At 65.6% G+C, this 24,171-nt stretch carries 21 protein-coding genes; 6 read left to right on the forward strand and 15 right to left on the reverse strand.

What is annotated here, in order from left to right:
• Nucleotides 1-31: 31 nt before the first annotated feature.
• Nucleotides 32-2,683, forward strand: coding sequence for a hypothetical protein (locus JGU72_RS02100; protein WP_199682090.1), 2,652 nt, complete (start codon nucleotides 32-34; stop codon nucleotides 2,681-2,683).
• 69 nt (nucleotides 2,684-2,752) lie between these two features.
• Here JGU72_RS02100 and JGU72_RS02105 read toward each other — a convergent pair whose 3' ends face one another.
• Together JGU72_RS02105 and JGU72_RS02110 are read right to left on the reverse strand one after the other, a co-directional pair.
• The gene (locus JGU72_RS02105) at nucleotides 2,753-3,709 is read right to left on the reverse strand and encodes an electron transfer flavoprotein subunit alpha/FixB family protein (RefSeq protein WP_199682091.1); all 957 of its coding nucleotides are present in this window, start codon (nucleotides 3,707-3,709) and stop codon (nucleotides 2,753-2,755) included.
• 35 nt (nucleotides 3,710-3,744) lie between these two features.
• Nucleotides 3,745-4,530, reverse strand: a complete 786-nt coding sequence (locus tag JGU72_RS02110; protein WP_199682092.1) for an electron transfer flavoprotein subunit beta/FixA family protein — start codon at nucleotides 4,528-4,530, stop codon at nucleotides 3,745-3,747.
• 183 nt (nucleotides 4,531-4,713) lie between these two features.
• Here JGU72_RS02110 and JGU72_RS02115 point away from each other — a divergent pair, with 183 nt between their 5' ends.
• Genes JGU72_RS02115 through JGU72_RS02125 form a run of 3 tightly spaced genes read left to right on the forward strand, consistent with a single transcriptional unit; the run spans nucleotide 4,714 to nucleotide 8,334 of the window.
• Complete coding sequence (locus JGU72_RS02115) at nucleotides 4,714-5,508, forward strand: class I SAM-dependent methyltransferase (RefSeq protein WP_199682093.1); 795 nt, start codon at nucleotides 4,714-4,716, stop codon at nucleotides 5,506-5,508.
• Nucleotides 5,505-7,052 carry a 1,4-alpha-glucan branching protein domain-containing protein gene (locus JGU72_RS02120; RefSeq protein WP_199682094.1) on the forward strand — a complete coding sequence of 516 codons (1,548 nt, stop codon included), beginning with the start codon at nucleotides 5,505-5,507 and terminating at the stop codon, nucleotides 7,050-7,052. The genes JGU72_RS02115 and JGU72_RS02120 overlap by 4 nt, the downstream gene beginning before the upstream one ends.
• Nucleotides 7,053-7,068: 16 nt before the next feature.
• Nucleotides 7,069-8,334, forward strand: coding sequence for a glycosyltransferase family 4 protein (locus JGU72_RS02125; protein WP_199682095.1), 1,266 nt, complete (start codon nucleotides 7,069-7,071; stop codon nucleotides 8,332-8,334).
• A 10-nt stretch (nucleotides 8,335-8,344) separates the two neighbouring features.
• On the opposite strand, the gene JGU72_RS02130 is transcribed toward JGU72_RS02125, so the two are convergent.
• Nucleotides 8,345-9,088: an acyltransferase gene (locus JGU72_RS02130; protein ID WP_199682096.1), complete on the reverse strand. Its 744-nt coding sequence runs from the start codon at nucleotides 9,086-9,088 to the stop codon at nucleotides 8,345-8,347.
• A gap of 173 nt (nucleotides 9,089-9,261) precedes the next feature.
• Here JGU72_RS02130 and JGU72_RS02135 point away from each other — a divergent pair, with 173 nt between their 5' ends.
• Entirely contained in the window at nucleotides 9,262-10,584 is a 1,323-nt protein-coding gene (locus JGU72_RS02135; RefSeq protein WP_199682097.1) for an outer membrane protein assembly factor BamB family protein, read from the forward strand.
• Here the strand turns inward: JGU72_RS02135 and JGU72_RS02140 are convergent.
• Genes JGU72_RS02140 through JGU72_RS02160 form a run of 5 tightly spaced genes read right to left on the reverse strand, consistent with a single transcriptional unit; the run spans nucleotide 10,577 to nucleotide 15,257 of the window.
• Entirely contained in the window at nucleotides 10,577-11,734 is a 1,158-nt protein-coding gene (locus JGU72_RS02140; RefSeq protein WP_199682098.1) for a class I SAM-dependent methyltransferase, read from the reverse strand. The two genes, JGU72_RS02135 and JGU72_RS02140, sit on opposite strands and share 8 nt — an antisense overlap.
• A 1-nt stretch (nucleotide 11,735) precedes the next feature.
• On the reverse strand, nucleotides 11,736-12,737 hold the full coding sequence (locus JGU72_RS02145) for a class I SAM-dependent methyltransferase (RefSeq protein WP_199682099.1): 1,002 nt from the start codon (nucleotides 12,735-12,737) through the stop codon (nucleotides 11,736-11,738).
• Nucleotides 12,738-12,792: 55 nt separating this feature from the next.
• Nucleotides 12,793-13,572, reverse strand: a complete 780-nt coding sequence (locus JGU72_RS02150) for an enoyl-CoA hydratase/isomerase family protein (RefSeq protein ID WP_199682100.1) — start codon at nucleotides 13,570-13,572, stop codon at nucleotides 12,793-12,795.
• A gap of 9 nt (nucleotides 13,573-13,581) precedes the next feature.
• Nucleotides 13,582-14,406, reverse strand: a complete 825-nt coding sequence (locus JGU72_RS02155) for an NUDIX hydrolase (protein ID WP_199682101.1) — start codon at nucleotides 14,404-14,406, stop codon at nucleotides 13,582-13,584.
• A gap of 17 nt (nucleotides 14,407-14,423) precedes the next feature.
• Entirely contained in the window at nucleotides 14,424-15,257 is an 834-nt protein-coding gene (locus JGU72_RS02160) for an ABC transporter ATP-binding protein (protein WP_199683145.1), read from the reverse strand.
• Between the two features lie 30 nt (nucleotides 15,258-15,287).
• Here JGU72_RS02160 and glgX point away from each other — a divergent pair, with 30 nt between their 5' ends.
• The gene (gene glgX, locus JGU72_RS02165; protein ID WP_199682102.1) at nucleotides 15,288-17,417 is read left to right on the forward strand and encodes a glycogen debranching protein GlgX; all 2,130 of its coding nucleotides are present in this window, start codon (nucleotides 15,288-15,290) and stop codon (nucleotides 17,415-17,417) included.
• A gap of 110 nt (nucleotides 17,418-17,527) precedes the next feature.
• Here the strand turns inward: glgX and JGU72_RS02170 are convergent, their stop codons facing one another.
• The 7 genes from JGU72_RS02170 to JGU72_RS02200 all read right to left on the reverse strand — a co-directional run bounded on the left by JGU72_RS02170 (nucleotide 17,528) and on the right by JGU72_RS02200 (nucleotide 24,050).
• Nucleotides 17,528-18,004: a hypothetical protein gene (locus JGU72_RS02170; protein ID WP_199682103.1), complete on the reverse strand. Its 477-nt coding sequence runs from the start codon at nucleotides 18,002-18,004 to the stop codon at nucleotides 17,528-17,530.
• 104 nt (nucleotides 18,005-18,108) lie between these two features.
• The gene (gene yczE, locus JGU72_RS02175; protein WP_199682104.1) at nucleotides 18,109-18,753 is read right to left on the reverse strand and encodes a membrane protein YczE; all 645 of its coding nucleotides are present in this window, start codon (nucleotides 18,751-18,753) and stop codon (nucleotides 18,109-18,111) included.
• Between the two features lie 58 nt (nucleotides 18,754-18,811).
• Entirely contained in the window at nucleotides 18,812-19,216 is a 405-nt protein-coding gene (locus JGU72_RS02180; protein WP_199682105.1) for a TIGR03668 family PPOX class F420-dependent oxidoreductase, read from the reverse strand.
• 1 nt (nucleotide 19,217) lies between these two features.
• The gene (locus JGU72_RS02185) at nucleotides 19,218-19,859 is read right to left on the reverse strand and encodes a peptidyl-tRNA hydrolase (RefSeq protein WP_199683146.1); all 642 of its coding nucleotides are present in this window, start codon (nucleotides 19,857-19,859) and stop codon (nucleotides 19,218-19,220) included.
• 35 nt (nucleotides 19,860-19,894) lie between these two features.
• The gene (gene serB / locus JGU72_RS02190; RefSeq protein ID WP_199682106.1) at nucleotides 19,895-21,127 is read right to left on the reverse strand and encodes a phosphoserine phosphatase SerB; all 1,233 of its coding nucleotides are present in this window, start codon (nucleotides 21,125-21,127) and stop codon (nucleotides 19,895-19,897) included.
• A gap of 150 nt (nucleotides 21,128-21,277) precedes the next feature.
• The gene (gene ctaD / locus JGU72_RS02195) at nucleotides 21,278-23,017 is read right to left on the reverse strand and encodes an aa3-type cytochrome oxidase subunit I (RefSeq protein WP_199682107.1); all 1,740 of its coding nucleotides are present in this window, start codon (nucleotides 23,015-23,017) and stop codon (nucleotides 21,278-21,280) included.
• 220 nt (nucleotides 23,018-23,237) lie between these two features.
• Entirely contained in the window at nucleotides 23,238-24,050 is an 813-nt protein-coding gene (locus JGU72_RS02200; RefSeq protein ID WP_199682108.1) for a DUF427 domain-containing protein, read from the reverse strand.
• Nucleotides 24,051-24,171 lie beyond the last annotated feature (121 nt).

Raw genomic sequence — 24,171 nt, forward strand, 5'->3', positions numbered from 1 at the left:
GGGCAGTTCGGTTCGTCGAATTGGAGTGATGGTGTCGATAGTCAGAGGCGCGAGAGCCACAGCGGAACTGCGCAAGCGGCTTGCCGAGCATGAGCAGATCGGGGATGCGAAAGACCTTGTTGCCGACCTGCCCCCGTCGTTCGACCTCCGATCCGAGGACAATTGGCTCTGGGACCGCCGAGAGGCACCCGATCCGACCGTGGCACCGCTTCGTTCCGAGGACGCCTACGCGCTCGACCGCGCGGGGAGCCCGCCGCTCGACCTCCTGCACCGCACCCCGTACGACGTTGTCTACGAGCCTGATTCGTCTGTCAGCACCGAACTGAAGCAGCAGTACTGCCGGCGAAGCGTCGACCTGACGATGAAGGGTGGAACGACGAGCGGCGTCGTGTATCCGCTGGCGATCTGCGAGATCGCGCGGTCGTTCCGGATTCGAAACGTCGGTGGCGCCTCCGCCGGAGCGATCGGCGCGTCTGCGGCCGCCGCAGCCGAAATCGGCCGTCGCGCACAGGCATTGGGAACGCCGCTTCCGGGGGGCGGAGGCGACCCGAAACAAGGCCACGTCCGCCGTGGGTTCGTCGGCCTCGCGGACACGGTGGCGTGGTTGGCCGAGGTCGACGCCGCACCGGAGCAACGGGCGGAATACCGGCTCGCGCAACTGTTCCGGCCGACGAAGAAGTCCCTCTCGCTGTACCGGATTGCGGTCGCCGTGATGCGGCGCAACTGGTTCGGAATCGCGCTGCTCGCCGGCGGCATCCTCGGTTGGCCGTCGCGCATCGCGGCTGCGGTCGTCACCGCACTGGCACTGACCGTCGTCGCCGTGGTCTCGGCCGCACCGGGAAGCAACTGGTTAGGCGTCCTCGCGCCGGCCGCAGCCGGGCTCGCCGGGCTCGGCCTCGTGATCTTCGGCGCGGTTATGGGCGGACTGGTTGTTCGCAAGGTCGTACCCAAGAAGGACCGGACACCCGAGGACCTCAGGGAGCCGCTGCCCGATCCCACAACCAGGCGCCCTACCCGAATCACGCTGCCTGCGGTGACGGCAGTAGGCACGCTAGCGATTGGCGTCGGCTTGCTGTGGATTCCAGCCCGGTGCAGCGACCTCGTCGCGACACATTTCTGGGCCGCGTTGCCCGTGGTGTTTCTGGCGTTGGTCGTGGCCATTGTGGCGATTCATGTGCTTCGAATCGTTTTCATCGTGTCGAACGCGCAATCCGGCGCGTTCGGTCTGATCGCCGGCTCGTCCGATACATCGGTCGTCAAGGGCGGATTCCTCGGCTTGTGGGACAAGGTCGCGGGAATGGCGAAACCGACGGTCGACCGCGCTCTGGTGCCTTGGCTGTCGGAGACGCTCAGCCAACTCGCGGGAGTCGACGGCGTCCTGCGCTTCGGTCATCTCTGGTGCGGCGCCGAGTGGGACGGGAAGATGGCGCCGAATCACGAATCGATCCACAACCCGGGCGCCCGCAACGTCAACCTCGAATTGATGACGTCGGAACTCGTCCAGGGTGTGCCGTATCGATTCCCGCTGGATATGCGAGACCAGGTCGGCAAAAAGAACCGGCCGACGCTGTTCGTGCGGGAAAGCGATCTGCTCGAAGTGTTTCCCGACAGCGTCGTACGCGCCATTGCCACGGGTGCCGCAATGGAGGCGCAGGTCATCCCCACCGGGGACAAGATCGAGGACCTCTATCCTTTCCCGGATCCATGGGACCTCCCGGTCATTTTCGCGGTCCGCCTCAGCATGGCCCTACCAGGGCTTTTTCAATCGGTTCGCGCATACCGATTCGTTGATCACCTCGACGTTCGCGACGACTTCGGCCGCTTGATCACACGCGACGGGCAACAGATGATGTATCCGGGCGACGTCAAGAAGTCGACGAAGGCGATCACCTCCAGCGAGAAGGTATCCCTCGAAAAGACCATGTGGGTCGAACCACTCTGGTTTTCCGACGGTGGGATCACATCGAACTTTCCCATTCACTTCTTCGACTCACCGCTGCCGCTGTGGCCGACTCTCGGGATCAACCTCGAATCGCATCCGCGCGGGTTCCGGCATCAGGACGTGTGGCTCTCGGCGGATTGGCAGACGACCAGGTCACCCGCGAAACCGCTCGACAAGGGCTTTCTGAGCTTCGCGGCAGCGATCGTCAACACCGCGCGCGGCTGGCGCGACACCACGCAGCTGTTCATGCCGGGCTATCGCGGGCGCATCGCATCGGTGCGGCAGACGAAGGGCGAGGGCGGAGCCAACCTCTTCATGGAACGGGAAACGATTGCAGCGCTGGCACTCCGCGGCGCCTTCGCCGGTGCACGGCTGCGCCGGCGGTTCTCGTCGAATGCCTACTGGCAGCGCCACCAGTGGCTGCGCATGCGGGTCGCCCTGGAGAACATCGACCGGTTGCAACGCGAGGCGAAGGTTGCGCTCGGTCAGCCGGTGTACTCGACGCTGCTCACCCCCGGCGCACAGCCGCCGATTCTTGCCATCGATGTTGCCACCGCGGGTGGCGATGCGGCGCTCCCCGAACGGCGCAACTGGTTCACCGCAGCGAAGCCTGCGCGCTATTGGGAGGCTGCGCGTGCACTCGCCGAAGGATTAATGGAACTTCCCGACTATTCGCCCGACGCACTGAGCGACCGCAGTCCGTATCCGACGCCGGAATTGCGGCAAGTGCCACCGCTATAAAAACGCTCTGTAGAGACAACACTGCCCCGGTCACCACGCTGACCGGGGCAGAGCTGGCGAAACCGGGTGTCAGCCCTTGTGCTTCTTGACCGCGTCGGTCAGCTGCGGGGCGACGTTGAACAGGTCGCCGACGATGCCGTAGTCCGCGATCTCGAAGATCGGGGCCTCTTCGTCCTTGTTGACAGCGACGATCGTCTTCGACGTCTGCATGCCGGCCCGGTGCTGGATAGCGCCGGAGATGCCGAGTGCGACGTAGAGCTGCGGCGAAACCGTCTTACCGGTCTGACCGATCTGGAACTGACCCGGGTAGTAGCCCGAGTCGACCGCGGCACGCGATGCGCCGACGGCGCCACCGAGCGAGTCCGCGAGTGCCTCGACGACCGAGAACTTCTCTGCGCTACCGACACCACGGCCACCGGCCACGACTACGGAAGCTTCAGCGAGATCCGGGCGGTCTCCGCCCACGACGGGATCCTTCGAGAGGATCTTGACGACGCCCTCTTCCTGGGCGGGCACCTCGACGGTGACCTTCTCGCCGGCACCGGCCTGCGGGGCTGCCTCGACGGCACCCGGGCGGACCGAGATGACGGGAACATCGCCCGTGGCCTTGGCCTCGACGGTGAACGCGCCACCGAAGATGGAGTGCACGGCCGTGCCGTCCGACTTGACCTCGATCACGTCGGAAAGCAGGCCCGAACCGAGGCGCGCGGCAAGACGTCCGGAGACCTCTTTGCCTTCTGCGGTTGCGGCCACGATGACGGCGGCCGGACCGGCGGACTCGACGAGCGAGGCAAGGACGTCGACCTTCGGCGTCACGAGGTAGTTCTCGATGTCGTCGCCCTCGGCGACGTAGATCTTCTCGGCACCGGCGGCGGCGAGAGCCTCGGCGAGTGCGCCAGCCGTGCCGGCGGCACCGGTGACGACTGCCGACGGCTCGCCCAGTGCGCGCGCGGCGGTGATGAGTTCGGTGGTGACCTTCTTGAGTGCACCCTCGGCGTGCTCAACGAGCACAAGTACTTCTGCCATTGTTCTTGTCTCCTAGGAAGTTTCGCGAGCCGGTCTCAGATGATCTTCTGCGCAACGAGGTAAGCGGCAATCTTCGTGCCACCGTCACCTTCGTCGGCAATCCGCTCGCCTGCGGTCTTCGGCGGCTTCGGAGTCGCAGACGTGACCGCGGTCCCCGCGTTCGCAACGCCGACCGTGCTCGGGTCGATGCCGATGTCTGCCAGCGTCAGCGTCTGAACTTCCTTCTTCTTCGCGGCCATGATGCCCTTGAAGGAGGGGAAGCGCGGCTCGTTGATCTTCTCGTTGACACTGACGATCGCCGGCAGCGAAGCCTCGAGGACGAACACGCCGTCATCGGTCTCGCGCTCGGCGGTGATCTTGTCGCCGTCGAGGGTCACCTTGCGCACATGCGTGAGCTGCGGGATTCCGAGGTACTCGGCGATGATGGCCGGGACTGCACCGATGGTGCCGTCAGTCGCTTCGTTACCGGCGATGATGAGCTCGACGCCCTCGATCTGGCCGAGTGCGCCTGCAAGCGCCCACGCGGTCTGGATCGCGTCAGATCCGTGCAGAGCAGGGTCGTTGACGTGCACGGCCTTGTCGGCGCCCATGGAAAGCGCCTTCCGGATGGCTTCGGTCGCGCGATCCGGACCGGCCGACAGCACGGTCACTTCGCCGCCCTGTGCCTCCTTGATCAGCAACGCCTCTTCGACTGCGCGCTCGTTGATCTCGTCGAGAACGGCGTCAGCGGCCTCGCGGTCGAGCGTGTAGTCACCATCGGAAAGTTTGCGCTCCGACCATGTGTCCGGAACCTGCTTGATCAATACGACGATGTTCGGCATGGGTCTACGTCGACCTCCTGTAGTAGCGTCATCTGTTCGCGAGGCTCAGGACGAGCGCTCGCCTGTTGAGCACCGCAATAGCTGTGCCAGAGATTACCCCATGCAGAGTTACTCGCCAGTAACTTGGGTGTGAAGTGGACCACCCAACCTGCATCGATGACGCGAGGCACTAACGTCGATCGGATGAGCGACGTATCTCTGGGGACGACCGACGACGCTGTGACCGCCGATTCCGGCGCGCCACTGCCGCTGACCGGTGAGCGAACCGTACCCGGAATCCCCGAAGAGAATTACTGGTTCCGACGCCACGAGGTCGTCTACCGCGACTTGCTCGCGCGCTGCGCAGGGCGCGAGGTGCTCGAAGCAGGATCAGGAGAAGGTTACGGCGCCAACATGATCGCCGCTGTCGCTGCCAGCGTGGTCGGCGTCGATTACGACACAAGCGCGGTCGCGCACGTTCGCGCGCGCTACCCGCGTGTCCGAATGTTGCAGGGCAATCTGGCGGAGCTGCCGATTCCCGACGAGTCGGTCGACGTGGTCGTGAACTTTCAGGTGATCGAGCACCTGTGGGACCAGCCGCAGTTCATCCGCGAGTGCGTGCGCGTTCTGCGTCCGGGTGGCGAGTTGCTGATCAGCACACCGAACCGCATCACGTTCTCCCCCGGTCGTGACACACCACTCAACCCTTTCCACACGCGTGAATTGAACGCCACGGAGCTCACCGAACTCCTTGTAGACGCGGGATTCGAGGTCGAATCGATGAACGGTGTTCATCACGGCGCACCGCTACGAGCGCTGGACGCGAAGCACGGCGGCTCGTTCATCGACGCGCAGATCGAGCGCGCGCTCGCAGGCGAACCGTGGCCCGAGGACCTCACCGCCGAGGTCGCAGCAGTAAGTACAGACGACTTCGAGATCAAGGTCGACGACATCGACGCAAGCCTGGATCTGCTCGCCATCGCGGTGAAACCGCGGTGACGCCGACCACGTCACCAGGCCTGTTCAGCCTGGTACTGCACTCCCACCTGCCGTGGCTGGCCAACCACGGCAGGTGGCCGGTCGGCGAGGAATGGCTCTATCAGTCGTGGGCCGCGTCGTACCTGCCCGTCGTCAAAGTGCTGAAAGACCTTGCTGCGCAAGGGCACAGCCACGTGCTGAGTCTCGGCATCACACCGGTTCTCGCTGCCCAGCTCGACGATCCGCACTGCCTTGCGGGCATGCACCACTGGCTCGGCAACTGGCAGTTGCGTGCGCACGAAGCAGCGCTGATGCCGGACGAGCCGCATCGTGAACTCGGAAAGCGCGAGCATCGCCTTGCCGCCGCCGCGCTCGAGGATTTCGAGACGCATTGGCGCCACGGTGCTGCACCCGTGCTGCGCGAGCTCATCGACGCAGGCACGATCGAACTTCTCGGCGGACCGCTCGCCCACCCGTTCCAGCCACTACTGGACCCGCGGATGCGTGCGTTCTCCCTCTCCGAAGGACTAGCCGACGCAAAGATTCGCTGGGGATCCACCCCGACGGGCATCTGGGCACCGGAGTGCGGTTTCTCCCCCGGCATGGAGACCCAGTACGAAGCAGCCGGAATCAGGCATTTCATGGTCGACGGACCGTCTCTGCGCGGCGATACCTCGCTCGGGCGGCCCGTCTGGAACTCCGACGTCGTCGCGTTCGGCCGCGACTTGCAGGTCAGCTACCGCGTGTGGTCACCGAAATCGGGCTACCCGGGCCACTCGGCGTACCGGGATTTCCACACCTACGACCACGCGACCGGCCTCAAGGCCGTCCGCGTGACCGGCCGGAAGGTCGCGGGCGAGAACAAGGCGCCGTACGAGCCCGAATTGGCAGCCAAAGCAGTGCGCAAGCATGTGGCCGACTTCGTCGACGTCGTCCGGAAACGTCTCGCATCCGAATACGAGCGGACCGGTCGGCCGGCACACGTCGTCGCCGCGTTCGACACCGAACTGTTCGGGCACTGGTGGCACGAGGGTCCGCAATGGCTCGGCGAGGTTCTGCAGGCCCTTCCCGAAGCAGGCGTCGAGGTCGGCACGCTCGAGGATGCGCGCCAGCGCGGATACGTCGGCGAACCGGTCGAGCTACCCGCCTCGTCGTGGGGCTCGGGCAAGGATTGGCGGGTGTGGGCAGGCGATCAGGTCGCCGACCTCGTCGAGTTGAACGAGGACGTCGTCAGCGTTGCCCTGGAAACCGTCGACAAAGCGCGCGAGACAGGCGGCTCGGGGGTCGAGCTACGCGACCGCGTCAACGACCAACTGCTGCGTGAAGCGCTACTCGCCGTGTCGAGCGACTGGGCTTTCATGGTCAGCAAGGACTCTGCGGCGGGCTACGCGCGGGACCGTGCGCACCTGCATTCGCATGCCGTGCGGGAGATCGCGGAGGCGGTCGGTTCCGGCCAAGTCGCGCGAGCGGGCCGTTTGGCGGCAGGATGGGGCAAAGCCGACGGGCTGTTCCCCGGACTCGATGCACGCAGACTGCCGAGCCGCGACGCAGTGGCGACGGTCTGACCATGTCGGGAGCAGCATGAAGATCTTGATGGTGTCGTGGGAGTACCCACCTGTCGTTGTCGGCGGGCTGGGCAGGCACGTCCACCATCTCGCCGTCGAGTTGGCCACCGCGGGCCACGAGGTCGTCGTGCTGTCCCGGCGCCCGACCGGAACCGATGCCGCGACCCACCCGACGCACTCCCACATCTCCGAAGGTGTGCTCGTCGTCGCAGTCGCCGAAGATCCGCCGCATTTCGTCTTCGGCGAGGACATGCTCGCGTGGACCCTTGCCATGGGCCACGCGATGGTCAGGGCCGGCATCGCACTCGCCAAGCCCGGCATCGGCGAGGGTTGGCAGCCCGATGTGGTCCACGCGCACGACTGGCTGGTCGCCCACCCGGCGATCGCCCTCGCCGAGTTCTACGACGTTCCCCTCGTCTCGACCCTGCACGCGACAGAAGCCGGCCGGCACAGCGGCTGGGTGTCGGGTCCGATCAACCGTCAGGTGCATTCGGTCGAGTGGTGGCTCGCAAACGAATCCGATGCGCTGATCACCTGTTCGTCGTCGATGACGGACGAGGTCACCAGGCTTTACGGCACCGACCTCGCGCCGATCACGGTGATCCGCAACGGCATCGACGTCAGCACGTGGAGTTACCGCAGGCGACAGCCGCGGACCGGTCCGGCGCGGCTGCTCTACGTCGGACGACTCGAGTACGAGAAGGGCATCCAGGACGCTATCGCGGCATTGCCACGGGTCCGGCGTAGTCACCCTGGCACGACCCTGGCGATCGCCGGCGAAGGTACGCAGTTCGATTGGCTGTACGAACTTGCCCGCACGCACCGCGTGGCGCGCTCGGTGTCGTTCCTCGGCAACCTCGGCCACACCGAACTACTCGGCTGGTTGCACGGCGCCGACGCGATCGTGCTGCCCAGCCGGTACGAGCCGTTCGGCATCATCGCGCTCGAAGCTGCCGCTGCCGGAACGCCTTTGGTCACGTCCACCGCAGGCGGACTCGGCGAAGCCGTCGTCGACGGTGTCACCGGTCTGTCGTTCCAGCCCGCCGATGTCGCGGGGCTGACGTCGGCCATCCGCGAGACGCTCGACGACCCCGCCGCCGCGCAGCAGCGGGCTCTCGCAGCACGCGAACGCCTCACGGCCGACTTCGACTGGCACGTGGTTGCCGCGGAAACGACGCAGGTCTACCAGAGCGCCAAGCGTCGGGTCCGGCACCCACTGACCAGGCCGGTCATCACGAAACGTCCGCTCCCCGAACGCGATCCAGGCTCACCGCTCGTCTGAACGAGTGCGCCTAGCTCGCCCCAGCCGCCTTTTTGCGTGCGATGTCTTCCAGTGCTGCAATGTATTTGGCGCGGTCTGCCGCGCCGGCTTCCCACGCTTCCTTGCGGTTCTTGACGACACGAGCGGGCGATCCGACCGCAATGCTGTAGTCGGGGATCTCGCCACGTACAACGGCGTGGGCGCCGAGCACACAGCCGCGACCGATGCGGGTCCCGCGCAGGATGGTCACTTTGGTCGCGGTCCAGGTATCCGGACCGATCCGAACCGGCGTCTTCACGATGCCCTGATCCTTGATCGGCAGGGTGATGTCGTCCATCTTGTGGTCGAAATCGCAGATGTAGCACCAGTCGGCGATGAGCGCGGACTCGCCGAACTCGATGTCGAGGTAGCAGTTGACGACGTTGTCCTTGCCGAAGACGGTCTTGTCTCCGATCCGCAGCGAGCCCTCGTGGCAGCGCAGCGCGTTGCCGTCGCCGATATGCACCCAGCGGCCGATCTCCATGCGCGCGAGGTCCGGGGTCGCGTGGATTTCGACGCCCTTACCGAGGAACACCATGCCGCGCAGAATGATGTGCGGGTTTGCCAGTTTGAACTTGAGCAAACGGTAGTAACGAACGAGGTACCAGGGCGTGTAGGCCTTGTTGGCGAGCACCCACTTCAGAGAAGCGATCGTCAAGAATTTGGCTTGCGCGCTGTCCTTGCGCCGCGAACCGCGCCACCTCGAGCTCAGGGGTGCGCCCCACATGCTGGTCATCGCTGCGAATCTCTTACGCTGCGCTTCGAATCTCTCACTGTGCACATTCTCCCGTCACGTCACCCGCCTGGCACGCCAGCCTACTTTTGCCCGACGCGTCGCTTGCGCCGGTACCCGGGCCGATCTGCGGCCGGGATAGTCTCGTGCGAGCACAAATCCGGACGGGAGACTTTATGCGACTCGGTATCAGCAAGGTGCGCACGTCAGCCCTGCTGGTCGGACTGCTGGCGCTCGCGACAGCGGCCTGCGGCGCAGACAGCGGTCAGACTGACATTCTTGCAGCGGGCGGCTGGCCAGGGATGCATTCGGACGCACGCAACAGCGATACGAGTCGGGTGACGGGGTCGCGCGATCTTTCCCTCGCGTGGTCGCGCCCCATCGGCGGACCCGTCGCCACCTATGCATCTGTCGGCAAGACCGGGCAGCTGTTTCTCACCGCGAACACGCCCGGCGGCTGCAACCTCGTCTCGTTCGAAATCGATTCGGGTCGCAAGCGCTTCTGCAACAGGCTCGGCCCGGGCGTCATCGCGTCCACGGCGATCGTCGACGAAGCGATCAACGTCTACGTCGGTGACAACGGCTCGATGAGCTCGTTCAACGACCACGGCCAGCCACGGTGGCGTGCACCGGCCATCGGTACCCCACTGTCCGCGCAGTTCACCGGCGACGGCAATCTCTTGTTCGTCACGCACCGCGGGCAGGTCAGAGTGCTCGAAAGGCAGACCGGCAGCAACGTCACACCGCCGTTCGACCTCATCCCGCCGCCGGATCCGCTGCAGTTCCCGAACCTGCCCTTGGCGCTGGACGATGTCGGCCTCGACAAGTGCTTCGCCGGCACCGAAGAGTGCCCGGTCGCGAACACCCCCGCGATCGACATTCCCTCCGGCCGCTTCTTCGTGACGCTGTGGCGTCCCGGCGCACCGAGCGCGTCACTGGTCGCGTTGCAGTACACCGGTGGCGACAATCCCGGAATCACGCAGGTCTGGAACGCGGACATCCTGGCGGGAGGATCCGCCTCGAGCCCGGACCTCTCGGCCGACGGCAAGACCGTCTATGTGTCGGACAACGCGAACCACCTGCTTGCCGTCGACGCCGAGAACGGCACCACCAAGTGGTCCTACGATCTCGGCTTCACTCCGCTGGGTAGCCAGTCGACCTCGGACGACGGCTTGATCATCCCGTCCGGCGGCCGGAACGGTCACCTGCTCGCCGTACGCGACATGGGCGACCACGCCGAGCCCGCATGGGACCGCCGTGACCTGGTCCAGCTCGGTGTGCCTGCCCAGACCGCGGGCTCGACGGGGTACACGGTTGTACAGAGCGGCTCCGACGACGATCCGAAGCTCGTCCTGCTCACATTCGACACCGAGACCGGTGAGACGGTCGATCAGGACGAACTGCCGGGCGCGGTGGGCACGACGGTCGGCACCTCGATCGGTCCGGACGGCGAGGTCCTCGTACCGACGTTGCTCGGTGAACTGTTCGTCTTCAAATAGGCGGCGGCTCGCAGACGAACGCGACTGCCGAACGGCCGATCCGGGTGATTACCAGCGCGAGCGCCTGCGAGCCCTTCAGCTTCAGCCGTGGGCGCAGCACCGCAGGGTCGACGTCGATGCCGCGGACGAGAATCTCCAGCCTCCCGCAGTCGCGGGCGGCCAGCTCGCGGCGGAGGTCCTTCTCTGCGAACTTCAGTTGCACCAGAACGCGGAAGCCACGCGTGCCGTCGGGTACCCGGTCTCCGGTGAGGTAGGCGATCCGGGGATCGAGCTGCCACAGGCCATGCCGGGCCGCGTAGTGGCGGACCAGTCCCGCCCTGACGACGGCGCCGTCGGGATTGACGATCCACTCACCCGGCGTCCTTTCCGGGATGTCGTCCGGTTCGTCATCGGCGATTTCCCACGCCTGACCGGTTGCGCCGAGCACGGTCGCGCGCCGTCGAATACCGTTGTTCGACAACCCGTCCGACCATAGGCACGCTTCGCGAACGCCGCCGGCGAGGGACACGACTTCGACCTCCCCGGTCCAGTCCAGGCGATCGAAGTCGAGTCCGGGCGCACACTTCACCGCCAGATCCCGACCCCGGTAGGCGTCGACGAGGTCCGGCAGCGGGGGCTGCAGACGCGCGGGATCGTGTGTGCGCTTGCCGTCGGCACGGCGTGCCGGATCGGCGATGACGACGGTGCCGCGGGTAACCGGTGTGCGTGCGTCCGCGCGCATGAGCGCTACCTCGGGGAGGTTATGAGCCGCCATCCGCAGCCGGACCTCATCGAGATCACTACCTACAACGGTCGGGCACACGGCCGCAAGCTCGGCCAGCTCTGCGCCGATCGAACACGTCACGTCGTGGACCGATCGGCCCGCCAGTCGGCGCGCACGATGGGCCGCGACCACACTGGGCGTCGCCTGCTGCAGTGCGTCGTCGGTGAACAACCAGTGCGCTGCGGCTGTGAGCTTGGCGGCGGAGCGCCTGCGCAGCAACACGGTCTCCACCAGTGCCGGTGCCGCCGAACCGAACAGCTCGCGTGCCCGACCGAGGTCACGGACACGCGAGCTGTTGGAGAGGTCCAGCTGCTCGACCGTCGCCAGCGCGGCAATCCCTGCCGAACTCGCGAGGTACGCAACGTCGGCGACGGTGAAGTTGTACAAGCTAGCTTGGCTTCACACCCGTGATGAGGGCGTTGTAGAAGAACTCCCGCGGTACGACGTGCCGCAGGACCGTCTCGTCGAGCCACGTGAGGGCTTTCCAGCTTGTGAAGCCGAAGCGCGCCCAGTTCCAGCCGAGTTTCTCCGGCGGAAGTGCGTACTCGAGAGTGCGCAACGGCCAGCCCAGGAGAGCGGCGGCGAACTCTTCGGTCTTTGCGTGTGCGTCCACAGCTCCCGCCGCTTCGGCGATACTCTCGAGTTCGCCCGGTGCGAACGTGTGCAGGTCGACGACGGCTTCGAGTGCCGCCGCGCGCGAGGACTCGTCGAGCTCGGCCTGCGGGCGTCGCCAGCTCTCCAGGAACGACAGCTTGGTGATGCGGGTCGTGGTCTCCCACGTGATCCGCCCGAGCCAGCGCGCGTAGAAATCGCCGACCGTGGTCGGCTCACCGGCGAACACGAAACGGCCACCGGGCTTGAGCACGCGCAGAACCTCGCGCAATGCCTTCTCGACGTCCGGGATGTGGTGCAGGACAGCGTGACCCACGACCAGATCGAACGTGTTGTCCTCGTACGGAATCGTCTCCGCATCGGCAACGCGGCCGTCGACCTCGAGGCCGAGATGCTCGGCATTGCGCAGCGCGACCTTCACCATGCCCGGTGAGAGGTCGGTGACCGATCCGGTCTTCGCAACGCCGCCCTGCATCAGGTTGAGGAGGAAGAACCCGGTACCACACCCCAGTTCGAGCGCACGCTCGTACGGCAGGGGCTGCTCACCGGCGACCGCGTCGAAACGACCGCGCGCATAGTCGATGCAGCGCTGGTCGTAACTGATGTGCCACTTGTCGTCGTAGGACTCCGCTTCCCAGTCGTGGTAGAGGACCTGCGCGAGCTTCGTGTCCTTCAGCGCAGCCTCCACCTCCGCCTGGGTGGCATGCGGGTTCGGCGCCGGATCGAGGTCCGGCACCGCCGCGAGATGGCGTGTGGGCTCGTTGGGACTTGCAGTCATGAAGGGCAGCCTACTAGCTGGTACGGGGTGAACCACTTCCTAGCTGGTCTGAGCGCTACTCACCCGTAAACCGCGCGCGGCCCGGACCGTTCTCGATGAACGACCGGATTCCGACGGCGGCGTCCTTCGTACCGAACAACGAGGCGAACTCGCGACGTTCCACTTCCAGCCCGGCGTTGAGGTCGACTGCCAGGCCACCGTCTATTGCGGCCTTGGCTGCGGCAAGCGCCTTCGCAGGTCCGTCGGCGAATTGAGCCGCCCAGCGGCGCGCCGCGTTGTACACCTCGTCCGGCGCGACGACCTCGTCGACGAGACCGATGGCGAGCGCCTCGTCGGCTTCGACGAAGCGCCCGGTGAAGACAAGATCCTTCGCCTTGCTCGCTCCGATCAAGCGGGCAAGTCGTTGTGTGCCGCCACCGCCGGGAATCACTCCGAGCAGAATCTCCGGCAGCCCCAGCTTCACGTTGTCGCCGATGATTCGACGGTCGGCGCCCAGCGCGACTTCGAGGCCACCGCCGAGCGCATAGCCGGTAATGGCCGCGACCGTCGGTTTCGTGATGGTCGCGATGCAACCGAGCGCTGTCTGGATGTCGCCGGCCAGCAATGCACCCTGGCCGGCACTGAAATCGGCCATCTCCTTCACATCGTCGCCTGCCGCGAAAACCTTCTCGCCGCCGTAGACGACCACCGCGCGAACGTCGCTGTCCGCCTCGGCCTCCCGCGTCGCAGCCATCAACTCACGATGCACCTGCAAGTTGAGGGCATTCACCGGCGGCCGCGCGATGCGGATGGTTCCGATGCGGTCGGAAACGTCGAGCGTCACGAATTCAGCCATGCCGCAACGCTACGCGGGCGATCGTCCTGCCCACGGATGCGGCCCTGCCGCGTAGTAGCCCGCATCGCCCGGAAAGTCGATCCGCAGTTGGCCGTCGTCGAAGTGCAGATTCGGCTCGATCGGGGTGATCTCGGGTTCAGCTTTCAGCACGTCGACGCTGTTGCCGAACTGTTCGAGGCTGTGCAACTGCGACCATGTGGGAGGCAGCAGGATCGACTCGCCCGCCTTCCAGTCCGCGATTGCCGCGCCCGGGGTCCGCCACACGACCGCTGCGGCCTCCGAAGTCTCGCCGTCCGCGATCTGTCCTTCGGGCACGACCGCCACGAAGAACCGCGTGTCGTATCGCCGCTTCTCCCCCACGGGCGTGATCCAGTTCGACCACGGCCGCAGGAGGTCCGCGCGCAGGACGAGCTTCTCTCGCTTCAGAAACGCGCTGAACGTCAGCTCGCGGCGCTCCAGCTCACCGCGTGCGTCGCGATAGCCGGAAGTATCGGCGACCACCGTCTCGTGCGTCGGCCCGGCAAGCAGGACCCCGCACTCCTCGAATGTCTCGCGGACCGCGGCACACACGAGCGCCTTCGCCTGCTTCTCCGCGACGCCCCACCGCTGCGCCCACCACGAGACCGGCGGACCTGCCCATTCGATGTCGGCGTCTGCATCCGACGGATCGACGCCGCCGCCGGGAAACACGGTCATTCCGCCGGCGAACGCCATCCCACCGACTCGGCGGAGCAGAAACACCTCGAGCCCGGGTGCCCCGTCGCGGACGAGAATCACCGTCGACGCGTCTTTAGGGGTCGGTACATGCTCTGCGCTGACATCCGCTTGGCTCACATCGTCGACCGTACCGCTCAGCGATGGCGGTGCCGCCCGGGCAGTCGGCTGCGCCGTGCGAAGTACCGGCCGTCGACCTTGTCGAGGGCGATCGACTGGCTGAAGGCCTCGCTGAGGTTCTCGCTCGTCAGGACGTCTCCGAGCAGACCCTGAGACACGACCTCGCCCTCCTTGAGCAACAGCCCGTGGGTGAAGCCCGGCGGGATCTCCTCGACGTGGTGGGTGACGAGGACCGTCGCGGGACTGTCGGGATCTTCGGCGAGATCGGTCAGGCGGGCGACCAGTTCCTCGCGACCGCCGAGATCGAGGCCTGCCGCGGGCTCGTCGAGCAGCAGCAGTTCGGGATCGGTCATCAGCGCTCGCGCGATGAGCACCCGTTTGCGCTCACCCTCGGAGAGGGTTCCGTACGTGCGGTTCGACAGGTGTTCGGCCCCGAGGCTTTCGAGCATGTCGACCGCACGGTTGACGTCGACCTTCTCGTAGCGTTCCCGCCACCGGCCGAGGACCGCGTAGCCGGCGGAAACGACGAGATCGCTGACCTTCTCGTCCGCGGGTACGCGGCTCGCCAGCGCCGAAGAGGAGAGGCCGATCCGTGGCTTGAGTTCGCTGATGTCGACTCGGCCGAGCACCTCGCCCAGCAGATGCGCGGTTCCCGACGTGGGATGCATCTCTGCGGCGGCAATGCGCAGCAACGACGTCTTGCCTGCACCGTTCGGTCCCAGGACGACCCACTTCTCGTCGAGTTCGACCTGCCACGTCACGGGCCCGACGAGCGTGACCCCCGAACGACGGATCGTGACGTCGGTGAAGTCGATGAGCAGGTCTGGATCCGGTTCGGGCACGTCCCCCATCTTGGACCACATTGATGCGGCTTTCACGGCATGATCGACACCGTGTCGCCGCAATCGCCGTTTCCACTGGGCGCAACGATCGTCACGGGAGGCACGCAATTCGCAGTGCACGCCCCAGAAGCAACGCGCGTCGAGCTGTGTCTCGTCGACGGCGAGGGTGACGAACGCCGCATCGATCTGCCCCACCAGACGTACGGAATTTGGCATGGGCTCGCCGAGGGAATCGGTGCGGGGCAGCGGTACGGCTACCGCGTGCACGGTCCGTGGGAGCCGATTCGCGGCCGGCGCTGCAACCCGCACAAATTGCTCCTGGACCCATACGCCCGGCAAATCACCGGCAGGGTCGGCGACAACAGTGCGCTGCTCGGTTACGCCGACGAGGCGTTCGGAGAGCCGTCGACCGTCGATTCGCTCGGCCACGTTCCGCTGTCCGTTGTCACCGCATCACGCACGACCGGTGTCGGCGAACGGCTCGAAACGGCGTGGGCCGAAACCGTTCTGCTCGAGGTTCACGTCGGTTCCTACACCGCGCGTCACCCAGGGGTGCCCGTGGCCGATCGCGGTAAGTACCTGGGGCTCGCGTCGCCTGCCGTCGTCGACCACCTACACGAAATAGGCGTCACCGCGCTCGAACTCCTGCCTGTCCACGCCTTCATCACCGAACCTTCCGTCCGCGCTCGGGGCATGCGCAACCACTGGGGTTACTCGACCGGTTCCTACTTTGCCCCGCACCCCGGCTATGCCTCGGCGCCAGGCGAAGAGGTCGCCGAATTCCGATCGATGGTCGACGGATTGCACGCCGCGGGAATCGAAGTCGTGCTCGACGTCGTCTACAACCACACCTGCGAGCACTCCGTCTGGGGACCGACGATCAGCTGGCGCGGGTTCGACGCACCGGGTTACTACATGCTCGACGACGACGGCTGCGACATCGACCTGACCGGCTGCGGAAACACTGTCGACGGCTACTCACCTGTCGTCGCCAGAATGGTCTGCGACAGTCTGCGGTACTGGTATTCGGACCTGGGCGTCGACGGTTTTCGCTTCGACCTGGCATCAGCACTCGCGCGAGATGGCCTGGGCCCCTTCGACTCTCGCGCGCCGCTGCTCACGGCAATCTTCAGCGATCCGACACTGGCGCGCGCGAAGCTGATCGCGGAACCCTGGGATGCCACAGCCGCCGGTTATCAGGTCGGCAACTTCGGCAGCCAGTGGTCGGAATGGAACGACAAGTTCCGTGACGATGTGCGCCGGTTCTGGCTCGCCGACCGTGGCGTGCGCGACTTGGCTTCGCGCATAGCAGGTTCCGAGGATCTGTTCGGGACGGTCCGCCTCGACCGGCGGCCGTGGGCGTCGGTCAACTTCGTCACCGCGCACGACGGGTTCACCGTCGCCGACGTCGTGTCCTACGAGAACAAGCACAACGACGCGAACGGCGAGGACTCCAAAGACGGCGCCGACCACAACGCCTCCGCCAACCACGGTGTCGAAGGCCCGACGGACGATCCCGCCGTGCTTGCCGCACGCGGTCGGCATGCACGTGCGCTGCTCGCGACCCTGCTCGTTTCGACCGGCACGCCCATGCTGCTGGGCGGCGACGAACTCGGCCGCAGTCAGGGCGGCAACAACAACGCATACTGCGTGCCCGAAGAGGCATCGCCACAAGATTCGTGGGCCATCGACTGGCCTGGTGCCGACGACCCGTGGGTCGCATTCGTCAGCGCACTCACCCGGTTGCGACGATCGGCGCCGGCACTGCGGCAGCCGGAGTTCTTCGACGGTCGCAACACTCCGACGGGCCATCCTGACCTCGTCTGGTTCGGCGCCGACGGCGTCGAGATGACCGTCGACGCGTGGCACGACGACTCTCGTCGCACATTGCAAGCGTGGATCGACGAATCCGACGTTCGAATCGCAGCCGACGGCGAGGATCCGAAGCGCGACTCGAGTTGGCTACTGATATTCCACTCCGGCGGCCCGGCGGACCTCACCACCGGGCGCCCGGAATGGTTCGACGGCGAACTCGAGCCCGTCTTCGACTCGTCCGATCCACTGGGGACACCGGCAGACATGGGGACGTTGGCGGCCGGCGCCGTGGTCTCGGTGAGCGGTCAGACGGTGTTAGCGCTGCGGTCGCGCGCACGCACGGTCGTCGAATAGCGGTCGAGGCGCCAGCTGTCGACGGTGCCTGCCTGCGATTCTGCCCAGGGCGATTGCGACTGGTATCGATGCCGCAACCCAGAGGATCAGCGCCGCCACCAGTAGCGAGTTCATGACGCGGCCTTGGTGTCGTCGAGGTATTGCCGGCTGTTCGCGACCCGAATCGCCTCGGTCACGGCTTCCACGGTAGGTAGGCCGGACGACGGACGCGGCGGGACCACCCACCGCACCGGACCCGACACGACAACTGTCGGCGGTAGCGGTATTCGCAACCCCGACCAGCGAACCGTCGCACGGGCGGCACGAAGGGCGCGGAGGTCGGCGTCACCCTTCGGGGCGCGAGCAAGAATCACGAGTCGCCGATTCCCAGGCAGGTCCAGCGTCGGCCACGTCATCGACCCCTGGTACATGAGCCGGAGCAACTCGGCGACGCGGTCGCCGAAGAGTTCGATCCCGCACAGCGAATCGCCCGCGACGACCGACAGTCCGGTCGGCGTCTGCGCAAGCGGCCAACCCATCTCGCGGTACTCGGCCTCGAGTTCCGCGAACCGCGGATTGTCCACAGCGCGTCGAACGGTGATCTGCACAGCGCCTCCTCCGCGATTCGTTGTGTTGATATGCGCATGCGGGGCGATTCCGTTAACTACTCGGGGATCGAATACCCGACGCTCCGGGCCCGCAAACCGCGTGATCAGGTCGCAACCGGCACCGGTGCATGCTCCCGCTGCGGACCGTGTGCGGCTGGACTGTCGAAGCCTGGCAGGTACCGCGAAATGGCCGGAATGAACAGCTGAATCAGCGGACCGATACCGAGCGCGTAGACCACGGTGCCCAGCCCGACCGTTCCGCCGAGCAACCAACCGGTGGCCAGGACTGCAACCTCGATCAGGGTGCGGACCAATCTGACCGATCGACCGGTCCGCCGGACAAGGCCAGTCATCAGGCCATCGCGTGGACCTGGACCCATTCCGGCTCCGATGTAGAGAGCCGATGCGAGCGCGTTCAGGACCACCGAAGCAATCATCACCGTTGCCTGGACCCACAGGCCGTCGACCGCCGGCAAAACCGCGAGGCCGATGTCCACCGAAATCGCGATCACGACAATATTGCTGATCGTGCCCAAGCCTGGCCTTTGCCGCAACGGGATCCACGCCATAAGCACTGCTAGACCGGTCAGAGCAGTGACAGCCCCGAACGATAGCGGCACACGGCCAGCGACACCCTGATGAAACACATCCCACGGATCCAGGCCGAGACCGGCGCGGATCATCATGGCCATCGAGAAGCCATAGAGTGCAAGGCCGAAGTAGAGCGCAATCAGACGCCGAATCAACATTCTTCGATGATGCCTAGAACTGGCTATCCAATAAATAGCCAAGTCTGGACAACTGGCCTTATATCTGTGCAGACCAAGCGCTCCAACGCAGACCACTCACGACGATTGCCGGGCCTTCCGGCCGCGCCCCGGAGTACTGCGCATACTTCGCGACCAACGCGTCGATTGCAGCAACGCCCGCGACAGAATCTGCATCGACGACACGCGCTGTGCCGTCCACCCGAACCCACCAGAGGGCGGACCAGTCCTCGTCGTACCGGTCCACGATCAGGCTCACGTCCGGATTCGCGGCGATGTTGGCGAGACGCCGAAGTCGCCGGGTGGTTTTCGGCTTGTGGTCGATGGCCAGGTACACACAGTTGGCTCCGACAGCGAAGACCACAGGCACGATATGCGGACCGCCCGGACCGATCGTTGCCAAGCGCGCGACGCGTTCCGCCGCGAACCTGCGCTCGGCGTCCATGTCAGTGACCGGGTACCGCGACGACGGTCATCGACCCGGGCGCCACCTCGGTGAAGCCCGCATCGCGGACGGCGATCGCACGTCGCGCGGCAACGAGGTCGGCTACCTCCCGCCAACGCGACGGTGTCGCTTCACGGACAGCGCAGGCCCAGCCGGCCGCCGACCATGCCGCTCGAGCATCGGGAGTCATAGCGTCGGCGAGCATCATCGACGCATGTCCGACCTGGGCGGCAGACTTACCCAGCGTCATATCGAGCGACGAATTCACCCACAGCACAGGCAACTTCGGGTCTTGCGGTTCGCCTGGCTCGTCGTGCTCGAGGTCCGTGCCGCCCACCTGAAGGCGCTTGATGCGCGGATCCAGTTCATCGACGAGACCGGGTACCAAAGCCCGGGCCTGTGCTCCGTCGATCTCGACGGTCACACCCTCGACCTCCTGAGCGGCCAGCCAATGCGCACCCCGAGCACGACGGGCAACCTTGCGGATCCTGCCGTCCACCCAGCTCCGGAAATCGGCTTCCCACGGACCGCCCGGCGCGACGCGTTCGTCGTAACACAGCGTGACGACCGCGACCGCTGCCGCCTCGAGCACCGCCGTCCGCAGTGGTGGATCCGCCTTCGGCAGGTGCAGGACCATCGGCATGGCCCGCACAGGACCCGGCTCGACGCTTGGGGCGCTCACTGTCCCGGCAGCGGCACCCGGCGGAACATGCCGTCTATCGCGTCTGCCGCCTCGACCTCGTTCCGCGTGACGCCGAGAATGAACAACACCGCATCGAGAAACGGGTGCGAGAGCGCCGCGTCCGCGACCTCACGCAGTGCCGGCTTCGCATTGAAGGCAATGCCGAGACCGGCTGCATTGAGCATGTCGATGTCGTTGGCGCCGTCCCCCACCGCGACAGTCTGTTCCATCGGGATCCCCGCTTCGGCAGCGAACTTTCGAAGCGCGACGGCCTTGGCCTTACGGTCGACGATCTCGCCGAGTACCCGGCCCGTCAGCTTCCCGTCGACGATCTCGAGTGTGTTCGCCTGGACGAAGTCCAGTTCGAGTTCATGCGCCAGACCTTCGATGACCTGCCGGAAGCCACCCGAGACCACGCCACAGTGAAAACCGAGTCGGCGCAGCGTCCTGATCGTCGTACGCGCGCCGGGCGTCAGCTCGATGGTCTCGCTGACCTCCTCGATGACGCTCGCATCGAGGCCGGCCAACGTCGCAACGCGTTGGTGCAGCGATTCCTCGAAGTCGATCTCGCCACGCATCGCCGCTTCGGTTACGGCCCGGACCTGCTCCTCGACTCCGGCCCGTGCCGCAAGCATTTCGATGACCTCGCCCTGGATGAGCGTTGAATCGACATCGAAGACGATGAGACGTTTGGCGCGCCGCGCCAGACCGGCGCGTTCGACCGCGACGTCGACGTTCTGCAGGACCGCGACCTCGGAGAGTCCGGTCCGCAGCCGGGCGTCGGCGTCGGCACCCGTGTTCGAGGCCGTGACAAGAAGTTCGAGACCGGTCACCGGGTAATCGGCAATGCCCCGGATCGAGTCGATGTTCGCACCCTGCTTGGCGAGGTTGCGGGATATCTCGCTGAACGCACGCGCCGTGACGGGGCTGCCGAGCACGACGACCGCATGGGTCGACACACCGGCACGCCCGACGGGATCTGCACCGATTTCGACGTCGACGTGCACCCCGACCGTCGTCATTGCCTCCTCGAGCTCCTCTTGCAGAGCCTCGGGGTCGTTCGGGCAGAACAGCAGCACGCCGAGCGTCAGACGTCCGCGAATGACGACCTGTTCGACGTCGAGCAGACTCACCTCGTGCCGGGACAGCGCCGCGAACAGAACCGATGTGACACCCGGCCGGTCCGGGCCGGTGACGGTTACGAGCACAGTGGTGTCGGATGAACCCACCAAGCATCTCCGTTCGTGTGAGGCCGAAATGCCGGCCGTTCGCCGACCATTGTGTCAAGTGCTCACGTGCGGCGGTCGCACAGACCCGCCATAAGTCGACACTGAACACGCGAAAGGCCCCCTCGTAGAGGGGGCCTCATCGCTCGGGTTCTACTTTTCGAGAGCAGCGTCCTTCTCGTCCACCGGCGTCGAGTGCCCGCCCGAACCCCAGCCGACGTGCGCTTCTGCGCGCATTCGATCGACCATGTGCGGGTAGTGCAACTCGAACGCGGGGCGCTCGGAACGAATCCGGGGCAGCTCGTAGAAGTTGTGGCGCGGCGGCGGGCACGAAGTCGCCCATTCCAGCGAGTTGCCGTAGCCCCACGGATCGTCGACCGTCACGACCTCGCCATACCGGAAACTCTTGAAGACGTTCCAGACGAACGGCAACGTCGAAGCACCGAGGATGAAGGCACCGATCGTAGACACCGTGTTGAGCACGGTGAAGCCGTCGGTCGGCAGGTAGTCCGCGTAGCGACGCGGCATGCCCTCGTTACCGACCCAGTGCTGAACGAGGAACGTCGTGTGGAAACCGACGAGCGTCGCCCAGAAGTGCCACTTGCCGAGCCGCTCGTCGAGCATCCGGCCAGTCATCTTCGGGAACCAGAAGTAGATCCCGGCGAACGTCGCGAACACGATCGTGCCGAACAGCACGTAATGGAAGTGCGCGATGACGAAGTACGAGTCGGTCACGTGGAAGTCGAGCGGCGGGCTGGCCAGGATGACGCCCGAAAGCCCACCGAACAGGAATGTCACGAGGAAACCGACAGACCACAGCATAGGAGTTTCGAAAGTCAACTGACCTCGCCACATTGTGCCGATCCAGTTGAAGAACTTCACACCGGTCGGTACCGCGATGAGGAACGTCATGAAGGAGAAGAACGGGAGTAGGACCGCACCGGTGGCGTACATGTGGTGCGCCCACACCGCGATCGACAGCGCCGCGATTGCAAGCGTCGCGTAGACGAGCGTGGTGTATCCGAAGATCGGTTTGCGACTGAAGACAGGGAAAATCTCCGACACGATCCCGAAGAACGGCAGCGCGATGATGTACACCTCGGGGTGCCCGAAGAACCAGAACAAGTGCTGCCAGAGCAAGACACCGCCGGTGGCAGGGTCGTAGATGTGCGCGCCGAGATGACGGTCGGCGGCCAGGCCCATCAGCGCCGCGGTCAGGAGCGGGAATGCGAGCAGCACGAGGATGCTGGTCACAAGGATGTTCCAGGTGAAGATCGGCATCCGGAACATCGTCATACCCGGGCAGCGCAGGACGATCACCGTGGTGACCATGTTGACGCCGCCGAGAATCGTGCCGAGGCCCGAAACAGCGAGTCCCAGAATCCAGAGATCCGCACCGACACCCGGGGAATACAGTGCGCTGGTCAACGGCGAGTACGCCGTCCACCCGAACTCGGCCGCGCCGCCGGGCGTGATGAAACCTGCGGTCGCCATCGTCGCACCGAACAGGTAGAGCCAATAGCTGAAAGCGTTGAGGCGCGGGAACGCGACGTCGGGTGCACCGATCTGCAACGGCAGCACCACGTTCGCGAAACCGAAGACGATCGGCGTCGCGTAGAAGAGCAGCATGATCGTGCCGTGCATGGTGAACAGCTGGTTGTACTGCTCAGGCGAGAGGAACTGCAGACCTGGCACCGCTAGTTCGGTGCGGATCAGCAGCGCCATAAGACCACCGATCAGGAAAAACCCGAGCGACGTGGTCAAGTACATGATGCCGAGCACCTTGGGGTCGGTGGTCGTGAGCATCTTCCACAGGTACGAACCCTTCGGTCCGACGCGTGGCGGATACGGCCGGGCGGCTTCAAGCGCAGGCTTGGGCTCTACGGCAGTCACTAATCCTCCTGATATGCCTTCGGTCGCTCCGCAGGCCCCGCTCCTCATGTCCGCCGTCGGCGGTGGAGACACGATCCTCGGGCTTGCGTCTCGAATCGTAGCCGCTTCGATACCGCCGGGCGGACCCGGTCCTACTCTGTGTCGTAATTAAACTCCCCTACCCGCCGTCAGGGCACCCAATGCCCGGAAGTTGTCGGAATTCTCCTGCCCGAGACGGCCTTCAATCGCGAGGCGACCACGGGGTTCTGGGACGCTGCAACAGAACTCCGTCGACCGTCATGTCGACGCGTTCCTGGTAGAAGCACACCAGCCCCGCAACCTGAGTGAGCTCCGGCGGCGGGTTTTCATAGCTCCAGGCGATGTCCGCGCCGGCATTTCCAAGCCCGCTCACATGCCAGTGTGTCGCGTGGCCCTTGTAGGCACACACGGTGTCGGTAGCGCTGCGGGTCAACTCGACCCGAACATCGTCGCGCGGAATGTAGTAGCGGGCGGGAATCAACGATTCGAACAGCAGCAGCGGTCGCGTCGTCTCCGCGAGCAGCCTTCCTTCGAGCTCGATACGGAGATTGCGCGCACTCTGGCGCAGGTCGATGCGGCTGAAGGGATCGCGTGGATGACCGAAGATCGGCTCCTCTTCTTCCAGCCAGTCGAACGAGTCGAAGTCGAGCACGATCAGGTGGGCCAAGTCGGCGTCGTCGAGCCGATAGCCGAGACCGTTCCCGACCTGCACCGCTGTTCCCGGACTCGTATGGAATCCGAAGCCCGTGCTCGGGTCGAGGACCGGCGGTCCATCGCCGAGCACGACGGGATTTTCCGCGGCAACCGCGCTCTCGGTCTCGCGGATGTCCACGCGAATGTCGGATTCCGGCACCGCGTACGACGCAACGACTCGTCGGGGTTCCCAGATCAACGTCGCACCGCGCGTATCCGCAACCACGGTGCCGCCCTCGAGCACGCGTACGCGCTTCTCCGTGGGCTGATGCCGCAGCAGCGCCACGTCCTGCATGATCTTTGCGGCCACGTGTACCGACATCTCCGGACCTCCCGCCTTCGCCTGCCTCAATTGTTCATCCGGAACTGCCGAGGTGCGACGGTGCCGACTGCCTATTTCTGGCTGGTATGCGTTACGGAGGCGGCAATCGATGCCTAGTAAC

Origin of the sequence: Antrihabitans auranticaus (genome assembly GCF_016481275.1) — a bacterium.
Lineage (GTDB): Bacteria > Actinomycetota > Actinomycetes > Mycobacteriales > Mycobacteriaceae > Antrihabitans.